13 protein-coding genes and 1 other annotated feature are annotated in these 12,763 nt (G+C 47.5%); of the genes, 1 reads left to right on the top strand and 12 read right to left on the bottom strand.

Going from position 1 to position 12,763, the window contains the following annotated elements; translation table 11 throughout:
• Window positions 1-109: 109 nt before the first annotated feature.
• Complete coding sequence (locus tag MKY44_RS19350; protein WP_370739101.1) at window positions 110-1,072, bottom strand: RluA family pseudouridine synthase; 963 nt, start codon at window positions 1,070-1,072, stop codon at window positions 110-112.
• Window positions 1,065-1,559: a signal peptidase II gene (gene lspA / locus MKY44_RS19355; RefSeq protein WP_341008186.1), complete on the bottom strand. Its 495-nt coding sequence runs from the start codon at window positions 1,557-1,559 to the stop codon at window positions 1,065-1,067. Before lspA ends, MKY44_RS19350 begins: the two co-directional genes overlap by 8 nt.
• Window positions 1,560-1,780: 221 nt before the next feature.
• On the opposite strand from lspA, the gene MKY44_RS19360 reads away from it, so the two are divergent.
• Window positions 1,781-2,518 carry a TraR/DksA C4-type zinc finger protein gene (locus MKY44_RS19360; RefSeq protein ID WP_341008187.1) on the top strand — a complete coding sequence of 246 codons (738 nt, stop codon included), beginning with the start codon at window positions 1,781-1,783 and terminating at the stop codon, window positions 2,516-2,518.
• Window positions 2,519-2,556: 38 nt separating this feature from the next.
• Here the strand turns inward: MKY44_RS19360 and MKY44_RS19365 are convergent, their stop codons facing one another.
• From MKY44_RS19365 to sigG, 10 genes are all read right to left on the bottom strand, one after another.
• On the bottom strand, window positions 2,557-2,916 hold the full coding sequence (locus tag MKY44_RS19365) for a DUF5665 domain-containing protein (protein WP_017687319.1): 360 nt from the start codon (window positions 2,914-2,916) through the stop codon (window positions 2,557-2,559).
• A gap of 165 nt (window positions 2,917-3,081) precedes the next feature.
• A complete protein-coding gene (gene ileS, locus MKY44_RS19370; RefSeq protein WP_341008188.1) occupies window positions 3,082-6,180 on the bottom strand; it encodes an isoleucine--tRNA ligase in 3,099 nt (1,032 codons plus the stop codon).
• Window positions 6,181-6,863: 683 nt separating this feature from the next.
• Window positions 6,864-7,156: a binding site (T-box leader), on the bottom strand.
• A gap of 57 nt (window positions 7,157-7,213) precedes the next feature.
• The gene (locus tag MKY44_RS19375) at window positions 7,214-7,723 is read right to left on the bottom strand and encodes a DivIVA domain-containing protein (protein WP_017687316.1); all 510 of its coding nucleotides are present in this window, start codon (window positions 7,721-7,723) and stop codon (window positions 7,214-7,216) included.
• Window positions 7,724-7,963: 240 nt separating this feature from the next.
• Entirely contained in the window at window positions 7,964-8,746 is a 783-nt protein-coding gene (locus MKY44_RS19380; protein ID WP_091014083.1) for a YlmH family RNA-binding protein, read from the bottom strand.
• A gap of 238 nt (window positions 8,747-8,984) precedes the next feature.
• Entirely contained in the window at window positions 8,985-9,254 is a 270-nt protein-coding gene (locus MKY44_RS19385) for a YggT family protein (RefSeq protein ID WP_036674839.1), read from the bottom strand.
• Between the two features lie 7 nt (window positions 9,255-9,261).
• Window positions 9,262-9,729, bottom strand: a complete 468-nt coding sequence (locus tag MKY44_RS19390) for a cell division protein SepF (RefSeq protein WP_036614853.1) — start codon at window positions 9,727-9,729, stop codon at window positions 9,262-9,264.
• Window positions 9,720-10,421, bottom strand: coding sequence for a YggS family pyridoxal phosphate-dependent enzyme (locus MKY44_RS19395; RefSeq protein WP_341008189.1), 702 nt, complete (start codon window positions 10,419-10,421; stop codon window positions 9,720-9,722). The genes MKY44_RS19390 and MKY44_RS19395 overlap by 10 nt, the downstream gene beginning before the upstream one ends.
• Before the next feature lie 6 nt (window positions 10,422-10,427).
• Window positions 10,428-11,327 (bottom strand): peptidoglycan editing factor PgeF, encoded by a 900-nt coding sequence (gene pgeF, locus MKY44_RS19400; protein WP_341008190.1) that lies wholly within the window; start codon window positions 11,325-11,327, stop codon window positions 10,428-10,430.
• Window positions 11,328-11,378: 51 nt separating this feature from the next.
• Complete coding sequence (locus tag MKY44_RS19405) at window positions 11,379-11,771, bottom strand: YlmC/YmxH family sporulation protein (protein ID WP_017687310.1); 393 nt, start codon at window positions 11,769-11,771, stop codon at window positions 11,379-11,381.
• A 174-nt stretch (window positions 11,772-11,945) separates the two neighbouring features.
• Window positions 11,946-12,728 carry an RNA polymerase sporulation sigma factor SigG gene (gene sigG, locus MKY44_RS19410; RefSeq protein ID WP_017687309.1) on the bottom strand — a complete coding sequence of 261 codons (783 nt, stop codon included), beginning with the start codon at window positions 12,726-12,728 and terminating at the stop codon, window positions 11,946-11,948.
• Window positions 12,729-12,763: the final 35 nt, after the last annotated feature.

Raw genomic sequence — 12,763 nt, forward strand, 5'->3', positions numbered from 1 at the left:
ACGTTGTTCATCTCCTCATTTGACGCAAATTTCTACACTTTAATATGAAGCATTTGCGTGATCAAAGCCATGGACAAAGTATCCGAACATTTGTACTTTCTTGGAACTGTTAACGACTGCGTAGCGAGGCAAGCACGTCTTCCATATCTTGCGGAATCGGAGCTGAAAATTCAAGGTATTCTCCCGTTGTTGGATGCACAAATCCAAGAATAGCCGCATGAAGAGCCTGTCCTTGCATTTTGATGCCTTTATTCCGTCCATAAGTTGGATCTCCTACAAGCGGGTGACCAATAAATTTCATGTGAACCCGAATCTGGTGAGTACGTCCTGTCTCCAGTTTCAATTCCAGCAAGGTGTAATCATTAATTCGCTCTGTAACGGTAAAATGCGTAACGGCATGTTTACTGTTACGTTCTGTGACCGTATACATTTTGCGGTCATTGGTATCGCGTCCAATCGGTGCATCAATGGTGCCTTGATCATGATTAAGATGACCATGAACGAGCGCAATATACCGTCTGTTCACCGTATGTTCCTTCAACTGAGCAGCCAGTGATGCATGAGCACGATCGTTCTTGGCAGCCATGATCAGACCGGATGTATCCTTATCAATACGATGCACAATACCAGGACGCAACTCCCCATTAATACCCGAGAGGTCTTTGCAGTGATGCATAAGTGCATTAACGAGCGTACCCGACGTATGTCCTGGTGCCGGATGCACCACAAGGCCACGCTGTTTGTTAATCACGATCAGGTCGCTGTCTTCATATACCACTTCCAGCGGAATATCTTCGGCAACGATCTCAACGGCAGCCGGTTCAGGAATCTGTAGTTCAACAAGATCACCTTCGGATAACTTGGCATTGGCTTTGACAACAGCACCATTTACCGTAACCATCCCGTCTCCGATCCACAATTGAACCTGGGAGCGAGATACGTTATCCACAGCTTCCGTAATATATTTGTCAATTCGTTCTTTTTTATGTTCAGCGGCAACGGTCCATTCCATACGTTCATTGCCATTCATTAGTTCTTCGTCGTTAATCTGTTCCTTATTCGGATTACTCATGATGTTCATTCCCTTCAATCTTCGCGGCTGCTTTTTCGCGCCGTCCTTCAAGCAACGTCTCCACAATGATCAACGCTACACCGATGCAGATTGCTGAATCAGCGATGTTGAAAATGGGGAACGTGTAACTTCCGAAATTAAGTTGTACAAAATCTACAACTTCTCCGGTCAATGCCCGGTCAAGGAAGTTGCCAATTGCTCCACCAAGCACCAAACTAAGCGCCACAGGCAGCAATTTGTGCGGGGTATCTTTTACCTTTTGCAAATACCAAATCAAGGCAACGACCACAATCAACGTAACCACGATAAAGAACCAACGCTGGTCTTGCAGAATGCCAAAAGCTGCTCCTGAGTTACGATGTGATGTGATGACAAAGAAATTGCCGATGACCGGAATTTCTTCTCTGAGTTCCATCCGGGTTGCAATCAGATACTTGGTTCCCTGATCCAATAAAAATACGATAATAGCGAGGATATAATACACCACGTTTGTTTGTCACTCCGTTCTTGTCTTTTCCAAACGATACCAGGCTTACGCCAGACTTGTTTATTGTAGCACAGCTGTTTGGAAATCGTCCACGACGCGCTACATCGCAATCCTTATGGCAAAAACGATAACATTTCCCTTCTGTAATCTTGCCCTTAATGGCACATCCTACAATAGAGTCAAAATCCGGATTCCAGCATGTAAGCAGAAAGGGGAAAATCATGTCACATTTTACTAACGAACAACTGCAATTTTTACGTTCCCAACTGATGTCCGATAAGCGCGATATTGAACATAGACTTTCGGAAAACGAGCATTATGGCCTTGGAGATTCCCTTAAACTACAGACAGGTGAATTATCACCGATTGATAACCATCCTGGTGACATAGCTACGGAGGTGTATGAACGCGAGAAAGATATTTCCCTGCTGGAACATGATGAATTCCAATTGGAACGAATCGATTCTGCACTGCACTCCATCGAAGAAGGACATTACGGTACATGTGCGGTCTGTCAGCAACCCATCCCTTATGAACGCATGGAAGCTGTTCCCTACACGAAATATTGCAAAAAACATCAACCGGAAACCGTTGTCTCCGAAAACCGTCCTGTAGAGGAGGAATTCCTTGCCCCGGCATTTGGTCGAACCAGTCTGGACGAGCGTGATGATCAAAATGGCTTCGATGGTGAAGACACCTGGCAGATTGTTGAAAGCTGGGGCACATCGAACTCACCAGCCATGGCTGAAGGACGCGATATCGACAGCTATGATGTTATGGCGATTGAAGCCACCGATGAAGTGGAAGGCTGCGTTGAAGCGTACGAAAGCTTTGTTGCCACGGACATCTATGGTCATGACGTCTCCATCGTGCGTAATCGGCAATATCGCAAGTACCTGGAGAACCGTGAAGGCGATGGTCTGTTAGAACCGGATATGGAGACGGATGACACGTATTAATTGTATTTTAATATCATTTGCTTTAAATCGCTAATCGCTTAGTAAGTGTTCATATCAAGCTGACGCTGGACAATGCGCACAATATCAGCGATGTAGTCTCCAACAATGGGAAGATTGAGCGCCCCAAGTAGCTGCAAAACGTAAATGATCGTTGCTGCGAAAAAGGTAAACCCAATCGCAATCCCCACACCCCGTGCGGCTCCTGACAACAGGTTAAGTCCGATCAATTTCCATGGTCTGTTCAGCAATTCTGTGTATTGCGCTATTCGTGAACGTTCCAGTTCATTCGCCAGACGGTTCGTCAGGGTATGTAACTCTTCAATTTTGTCATGGGAATTCAGATTATCTGATGTTGATTGTTGTGAAGTGGATGCGGTTTGCTTGTCATGTTCGCTCATGTTTTGGTCAGTTCCTTTGATCAATATAGATTGACTGCACTATAGAATCATTGCCTTATTGCCTAAAAAACAAACGAGCCCAGATACAGGGAATATGTCCCTGCCTCTGCGGCTCGTTTGTTTATACTCTATATTCTGTCCTAATTGAATGGGACATGCTCCGAATTACGCTTCGATGTAAATACCGATCGATTTGCCTCCGGCTTCAACGCGTTCCATGGACTCATTCGAGCCAAATGTCACTTCGGTTACGAGAACATTTTCACGCAACACATCATCAAACGCCTGAATAGCTTCCTGAAGGGATGCATCCACATCCAGCGTCAAACGGACTCTTTTCTCAATCGGCAAGTCCAGTCGTTTCCGGGTATCCTGCACAGCACGAACCACTTCACGGACCCAGCCTTCCTGTTCCAATGCTGGCGTGATTTCGGTATTGAGCGCAACCGTCAGACCGTAACCTGATGCAGAAGCAAAGCCTGATTTGGCCTGTTTATCAACCAATAATTCTTCGCTCGTCACTTGCAGCTCTTCGCCTTCCGGTGAAACGATGTTCAGCACACCCTCCGAAACCACTTTACGTGTCTCATCGGCCGACATTCCCTTGAAGAAGTTTTGCAGGAATCCTACGTTTTTACCGTATTTCTTACCTGCAACTTTCAGGTTCAGCTTCAATGTAAAGTCAACGAATTCCGCATCATTATGCTCCGTACGGATTCCTTTTACATTGATCTCTTCCTTGATGATATCTTCATAACTTGCCAGGTCAAACCCTTTATCCAAAGAAACGATCAATTCGGACAGCGGCTGACGTGTCTTGATGCCTGTTTCGTTACGAACGTTACGGGCAAGTTCAACCACGCGGCGAGCCGTCTCCATATCCTGTTCCAGTCCTGCATCAATCAGCGCTTCATTGGCTACCGGATAGTCTTCCATGTGCACACTCTCACCTGTTGCAAGGTTCAGATAGATGTCTTCTGCCAGCATCGGTGTGAACGGAGCAACCAACTTCGCAGTAGTCACCAGTACTTCAGTCAATGTACGGTAAGCGTCCAATTTATCGTCTGTCAGGCCACTTCCCCAGAAACGGTCACGGGAACGACGGATGTACCAGTTACTCAACTCATCAACAAATGCTTCAATCGCTTTGGAAGAGTTCAGATAGTCGTTAACCAGCAACGCTTTTTCTACAACCAGGATCAGGCTGTTCAGTCTCGACAGAATCCAGCGATCCAGCTTGTGTGCGGACAGTTGGAACGGGTGCTCCTGTGGATCAAATCCATCAATGGTAGCGTAAAGTGTCAGGAATGCATGGGTGTTGACCAGCGTATCCACCATTTTGGATTTTGCTTCGCCTACGATACCTTTGGAGAAACGTTTGCTGTTCCACGGTGCACTGTCAGACAACAAAGCCCAGCGGAATGCATCTGTACCGTATTCTTCAATGACTTCCCAAGGATCGATAACGTTACCTTTGGATTTGGACATCTTCTGTCCGTTCTCATCGAGAACGTGTCCTGTAGCCATAACCGCTTTGTAAGGCGCTTTGCCTGTCAAAAGGGTAGAAACCGCAAGCAAGCTGTAGAACCAGCCACGTGTCTGGTCAATCCCCTCACAGATCATATCAGCAGGATACTGCTGTTCGAATACTTCTTTATTTTCAAATGGATAATGCTGTTGGGCAAACGGCATGGAGCCGCTGTCGAACCAGACATCGATCACTTCCGGTGTACGTTTCATCTCATATTTGCCGCAAGAGCTCATGACTTTAACGTCATCCACATATGGTTTATGCAATTCAAGATTCTCAGGCACATCACCTACCGCACGGGCACGCAGTTCTGCAATGCTGTGTGGAGCAAATTGTTCACCAGTCTCCTCGCACACCCAGATGTTCAGCGGAGTTCCCCAATAACGATCACGGCTGATGTTCCAATCCACCAGATCCTCGAGGAATTTCCCGAAGCGACCTTCTCGAATGTGACCCGGGTACCAATCCACTTCACTGTTGTTGGCAATCAATTGGTCCTTGATGGCTGTTGTTTGGATAAACCAACTGTCCATTGCATAGTACAAAAGCGGTGTATCACAACGCCAGCAGAATGGATAGCTGTGCTCATATTTTTCTTTGCTGAACAAACGTCCATTTTCGGACAGATAGCGAACGATATCAATATCACAATCCTTCACGAAACGTCCGGCAAAGTCAGTAACCTCAGCGACAAATTTACCTTCCAAGTCCACCATGTTTACAAAGCTGATCCCATTCTCACGACATACACGGTAGTCATCTTCACCATGGGCAGGAGCCATGTGTACGATACCCGTACCACTTGCATCCGTTACAAAGCCTGCACCCAGAATGATGTTGGCCTTCTCAGCCTGTACGTAGTTGAACGGAGGATCATACGTTTTGCCAACCAGGTCAGCACCTCTCAGTGCACCAATGATTTCATACTCACCCTTGGTATCTTTCATGACTTTCTCAACCAAATTGGTTGCCATGATGTACACTTCATCACCTTGACGAACTCGGGAGTAGTCCATATCCGGATTCACGGCAAGTGCGACGTGTGAAGGCAGTGTCCAAGGTGTTGTCGTCCAAGCGAGTACAAATTCTCCGCTGTCATTCAGTTTGAATTTCGCTGTAGCACTCAGATCTTTGACGTCTTTGTACCCTTGTGCAACTTCATGGGAACTCAGTGTTGTCTGACAAGATGGACAATACGGGCTCACACGGTGACCACGATACAGGAGTCCTTTCTCATGAATCGTCGCCAGGATGTTCCATACACTCTCGATGTAGTTGTTATCAAGGGTGATATACGGGTTATTCATATCCGTCCAATATCCGATGCCTTCTGTCAAATCACGCCATTGTTGCTCGTACTCGAATACGCTCGCTTTACATTCGTTAATGAATTTCTCCACGCCGTAATCTTCGATTTCCCACTTGTGGGAAATGCCAAGCTTCTTCTGTACACCCAGTTCTACAGGCAGACCATGTGTATCCCAACCTGCTTTACGAACGACACGGTAGCCCTTCATCGTGTTATACCGTCCAACAAAATCCTTGATTACCCGTCCCAGCACGTGACCGATATGCGGTTTACCGTTTGCTGTAGGCGGCCCTTCATAAAATACGAAGTTTGGCTTGCCCTCCCGGTTTTCGATGGATCTTTTGAATGTATTCTCCGTTTTCCATTTATCTAACACGCGTAATTCTCTGGCGCGTGCCTTCTCTTTGACGTCAACTCGTTGCATGATGATTATCTTCCCTTTCTTTGGTTGGATTGTGGACCGTCCACAAAAAGCGTTTCAATCCCCCTAAATCCCCCTTGCCAAGGGGGACCCCATAGGCGCTCCGCCCTCTGGACACCCGGGATGGGTTGTCGTTGGTGGAACAGTGGCGCTTATGGGCGAGGGTTTATGTGCGTAGTGGCGGCCATTTTGCGGCTGTTCCCTGCGTGAACGCCGCATGGCCTTACCGCGAGGCGGGTGTTGCCGGGTGCTTCGCTTTCCCGGCGAGCGGCTCTCTCCCTGAGGTCCCTGCGGGCCTCATGAACGTTCGCCTTGGCGAAACCCGTGTGCCGGGCGCTTCGCTCCCCCGGCGGGTGGCTCTCTCCTTGAGGTCCCTTCGGGCCTCATGAACGTTCGCCTTGGCGAAATCCGTGTGCCGGGTGCTTCGCTCCCCCGGCAGGTGGCTCTCTCCCTGAGGTCCCTGCGGGCCTCATGAACGTTCGCCTTAGCGAAACCCGTGTGCCGGGTGCTCCGCTCTCCCGGCGGTTGGCTCTCTCCCTGAGGTCCCTTCGGGCCTCATGAACGTTCGCCTTAGCGAAACCCGTGTGCCGGGTGCTTCGCTTTCCCGGCGGGTGGCTCTCTCCTTGAGGTCCCTTCGGGCCTCATGAACGTTCGCCTTTTTTGGACACAAAAAAGCCCCGTCCCTGGAAAGGGACGAGGCTATACTCGCGTTACCACCCTAATTCTGTTCATCACAAACCACATCCAGGCAAGCCTGGGTATGCTCTGTCATCAACAGCGCTTATGCCCCGCTATACTACCGCAGGGTGCCGTTATAACGTACGGCTTACGGTTCGGCTTACACACGGCAATCAAGATCACCGCTTCAGCGTCACTTCTCCGGGGAGATATTCGGCTATAACTCATCCATTGGTTTGCACCAACCACCAACTCTCTGAGGGATGAGATCATAACGTACTGAACCCGTCATGGAATCACTATTCATTATGAATATAGTTATAGCCTCTTTGCAGACAAAAGTCAACCAGGCGACAGACTAATAAATTTCTTTCATCTCCCGCTCACGGTCACGCACTTCCTGCTCCCGGCTCTCCAGCACTTCCCAACCATCCTGAGTCAACAGTTCAAGCTGCGCTTCAACAAGCGTGCGGAAACGGGCACGATAAATCGAGGCCTGCTTTTTCAGTTCTTCCACTTCCAAAGCAATTTTGCGAGATTTGCCCAACGATTCGTTCACGATCCGGTCTGCATTTTTCTCTGCTTCCTTCACGATCAACTGCGCTTCTTTCTTCGCATTACCCTTCACATCATCAGCAGCTTCCTGCGCAATGATGATCGTTTTGCTAAGCGTCTCTTCAATTGTAGAAAAATGATCCAGTTTCTCCTGAACGGACAGCAACTGATTGCTCAGCTCTTTGTTCTCGCGAATGACGCCTTCGTAATCTTTGATGACTTGATCCAGGAATTCATTGACTTCATCCTCGTCATACCCGCGCAAACGTCGGGAAAATTCCTTGTTGTGTATGTCCAGCGGCGTTAATGGCATGCTGTCCACCTCCTGTTAAAGTTCCTTCCCGTCCAGAGAAGGTTTGCAGCATATGGGTACCACCCAAGGGGCCGTATCGTTGATGCCTAACCTTGGCAACGTATACGGAATGCAGGATCAGAATTGCATCCTCCAACGTTCATGTAAAGCTTTGACTTAATGTATATCGGATACACCGCGTTTTTTCTACACCTTTATGATAAACATTTCGACAAGAAAGCGGATTTTCCTGCAACAGACTCAGGCAAATTTGCCGATTTTCACTCGGCAGCGCCCTTTTTTAGTCATTCCATCCTGTTCCATAACCTTGAAACGGCCAAATCCCTGAATGGATACGACATCACCCGCTTTTAGCGATTTGGAGGGATCTTCCTCAACTTTCCAGTTCACACGGCAGCGACCAGCTTTGATCGGCACCAGCACTTTACTGCGACTAAGCCGATACACATCTGCGCAGATTCCATCCAAACGAAGAGAAGCAACCGTAATGTCCATCGTCTCCAGTTTGCTCTCTGACCATCGCATCTGATCCAAAGGAAGTAACTCTGTGAACACATGTAACCGATGCACCTGATTCAGTTGAAGCGATAAAAAAGCGCCGGTTTCCGCCGCCACCACTGTATGGCAACCGTCCTCCAGCACTTGGATATCTCCGATCTTTCCACGTTTCATCCCAAGCCCGAGCAGGGAACCCATATAGTCCCCATGCTCCAGCTCCGAGATTTTCTGATCATCAGACGTAATACTGAGCACCTGCATACCCATATCCTCATCATCCAGATACATATAATCAGGTGCAACCAGCGCACGCTTGCGTTCAGCAGCCTCGTAACCACCATCCAGACGAATCTGAACGTCGTTACGGCGATTGGCAAGAGTCTGTAAGATAAAAACCTGTCTTGGATCAAGGAAGTCAGTTAGCTTCATGTCATGATACTTACCTGCTCGCTCAACCCAATCCGAAGCTTTATCTACAAAATCCCGCTCATCATGGCTAAAATGTTCGTAAATTTCACCGCTCATCTATGTCACCCTACCCTAATAGTCCGTGTTCAAAAAGACCGGTTTTCAGTACCGAGAAGATGGGATAAAGCTAGAAATGGAGTAGCGGAGCGTAGAAAAAACTACGTGAGCAACTACAATGTTTCCGAAGGAAACATACTTCGTAAGCCTCCCGCTTATTTCGGCTGAATTCCATATTCGATGCTGACGATGCCACTAGGCATCCTTCGTAATCAAAAGCGGACTTTTTGAACAACCTCTAATATGCAAAATACCGGAGTATGGAGATCAGCCCATTAAGCGCAAGTTGCAGAACGATCAGCGCCACAATCGGGGAAATATCCAGCACACCGAACAAAGGCGGTATAAATCGGCGAAACGGTCTTAAATATGGTTCCACTAATTTGCCCAGCCATTCACCGATGAAGCTTTCCCGCGCATTGGGAAGCCAAGACATCAATATGTAGACAATGACCATGTAAAAGTAAATCTGGTATAACGTGTACAACACGCTTTCAATCTGATACAAAAGTGGCTCACCTCATTCTGTTATAATCTTGCTCGCTGTCAGCCAGTATTTCCGTAATTGATCCCTGAATTTCAACCGTATCTGGCGTACAGAGAAAAATGTTTCCGCCGATTTTGGAAATACCGCCACCCAATGCATATACCGTGCCACTCAAAAAATCAATAACGCGCAACGCTTGGTCCTGGCGAATTCGTTGCAAGTTCACCACAACGGTACGATGCGAACGCAGATGGTCGGCAATTTCCTGAGCCTCGTCATAAGAACGCGGTTCATACAGGACAACTTTAACATTTTTCTGGGAATGAATGCTCACCACATTATTCCCCCTTTGGTTTCTACGTTTATCGAGACTGGAGGTTTCAGCTTCCTGATGTTCAGCCTCATTTTCCTCCTGCGCAGCCATTCGTTCACGTTCCACAATCTCTTCCTCTTCCTGAAGTCCGAGGAAATTCATAAATTTATTCATTACGCCCATCGTGAACCCTCCTCTTTTCCTACGAGAATCGATCCTAGCCGTACCCAGGTTGCCCCTTCTTCAATGGCCACTTCAAAATCATTGGACATTCCCATCGACAGCTCAGTCAATGGCTCTGCTGTAAGGGCTTGTCCATTCAATTGATCTCTCAGCTCACGCAATCCACGAAATACGGGACGCGTCAGCTCCGGATCTTCCTCATGAGGTGCCATAGTCATTAGGCCAACGACCTTGAGATTGTTGAACGAACGAATATCACGCAAAAAAGAACTTGCCTGTTCAGGCTGTAAGCCATACTTGCTCTCTTCACCCGAAATATTCACCTGCAAAAACGTTTCCACTTGGATGCCAAGTGAAGCTGCTTTTTTATCCAACTCCTTCGCCAATGACAAACGATCCAGTGAATGTATGTAACGAAACTTGCCAATCACGTCTTTCACCTTGTTTGTCTGCAAATGACCGATAAAATGCCAGGCACCCTGCTGACCAAAAGCTTCCCATTTGGCCTGTGCATCCTGCCACCGGTTTTCTCCAATATGCTCAAGACCATGATCCAGCACCGATCCCGTTGTTTCAAGTGAGACATATTTCGTGACCGCAATCACATTCACATCATCACGATGACGGTTACTGCGCCGACATGCATCCTCGATCTTCTGATTTACCTGTTGAATACGCTCCTCCAATGACACAGAGGGTCACCTCTCTTCCAGCCCAATCCAGCTCGCCATCCGTCCTGTAACACCATTTTCCTTCCGATAGGAGAAAAATAGTTCGGGATGACAACTTGTACACCATGTTGTACATTCGATATGATCCGGCATTATTCCTGCTTTCATCATAATGTGTCGATTACATTCTTTCAAGTTTAACATCGTTTTACCGTTATTCACGGCTCGATATGCTTGTTTAGAAGCAGAATCCTTGTATTTATCATTAACCGGGGAATCATCAAACCAAACCCGTACATGCTGCATGACCGCCTCATCCACTTCATAACAGCAATCCCCGATCGACGGACCGATTGCAGCTCGAATGTCCTGCCTACGGCTGCCATACTCCCGTTCCATCGTCTCCACCATGGATACAGCGATACCCGCGACTGTACCTTTCCAGCCGGCATGAGCAAGACCTACCGCCTGCTGCACCGGGTCATAGAAATAAAGCGGAACACAGTCTGCGTAGAAAGAAGTTAACAGCACACCAGGCACATTCGTGACCAATCCATCCGTATCCTGCAATGCAGATTGACGATCAAGTAATCCTCTGCTCCGATCTTCAGCGGTAATTACAACCACATGTTTGCCATGCACCTGCTCTCCACAGGTCCATGCTTCTGCTGCAAAACCAAGCTTCTCAGTTACAAGCCTGCGGTTGTTAAGTACAACTTCAGGGTCATCCCCCACATGATAAGCACAATTGAGCGTAGCATACGGAACTTTTCCAACTCCACCATGTCTCGTCGTAAACCCGACTGACAGCTGTTCAAATTGCTGTGTCCAAGGCTCAACATATAATAATAACGGATCAGGACCGAAATCTGAATTTGGGTTCTTTGTCCGTTCAAGTAATTCTTTATCCAATACAAAGGGTTCCATTATCTCACCTCACCACTTCCAGTGTACCAAATGAGCCACATTCTGTCTCATTTATATCGTTCGACGCTGATTACGTTCCGACCGTTCAATGCGTTCCACTCGCTCTGTGCGGTTATGCTGTTGTTCATCATACAGGCGCGCTTCGCGATCACGCTCGTCATACGTATTTTCCTTCACCTCATCCATCTTCACCAGTATCACATCTGAACCAATCTTCACAATGTTTCTCCAGGGAATCACCAGATCCGTTCCCCCGCCAAAAAGACCCATAAAACGGCTGTACCCTGGCACAACAATCGCTTCAATTCGTCCCTGCTTCAGATCCAGCTCCAAATCACTGATCTGACCGAGGCGTTTACCATCCGTAATGTTAATGACATCCTTTGTCTGAAAGTCCGAGATTTTCATGCCTCGTGCCGCTACTTCGCTCGTATTTACTTTCATTCATTCCCGCCCCCTGTTATTCCTCTTCTGCCCGTTCTTCACGCTTCTATACAATATATGTTTCAGGGGCGAAAAATGTCCTGTTTTTCATCAAATGTGGAAACGGTCCAAAACAAAAAGACGACCAACGGTATACACTGCCCCGATTGATCGTCCTTCTGCCTTTGCATCGTGTTATGACTTTACATGTTTTTGCATCTGCTGTATCGCTGATTTCTCCAGACGTGATACCTGAGCCTGGGAAATACCAATTTCATCAGCCACTTCCATCTGGGTTTTCCCTTCGAAAAACCGCATCGACAGAATCATTTTTTCCCGCTGACCAAGACGATGCATCGCTTCACGGAGTGCAATTTCCTCGATCCATGACACATCTTTGTTTCTGTCATCACTGATCTGATCCATAACATAGATCGGATCTCCACCATCATGATAAATCGGTTCGAAGAGCGAGACCGGGTCCTGAATGGCGTCCAATGCAAAAACAACATCTTCCTTCGGCACATTCAGTACTTCCGCAATTTCGAATATCGTCGGTTCCCGGGAATTTTTATTCGTCAGGCTGTCACGGACCTGAAGTGCTTTGTAAGCAATGTCCCTCAAGGAGCGAGATACCCGAATTGGGTTATTATCACGCAGGTATCGACGGATTTCACCGATAATCATCGGCACCGCGTAGGTTGAAAATTTGACATTCTGGGATAAATCAAAATTATCAATGGCTTTCATCAGGCCGATGCAACCAACCTGGAACAGATCATCGACAAACTCCCCCCGATTGTTAAAACGCTGAATGACACTGAGTACCAGACGCAGGTTGCCATTCACTAATTTCTCTCTTGCTGAGCGATCATGGTGTTGCTGAAGGGAATGAAACAATTCCCGCATTTCAGTGTTGGTGAGGACAGGCAATTTTGCGGTGTCCACGCCACAAATCTCGACTTTGTTTCGGGTCATCGTGATTTACCTCCCAAGGAGAAACATTAATGTAC

The organism is Paenibacillus sp. FSL R7-0026, assembly GCF_038004485.1.
Classification (GTDB): domain Bacteria; phylum Bacillota; class Bacilli; order Paenibacillales; family Paenibacillaceae; genus Paenibacillus; species Paenibacillus xylanexedens_A.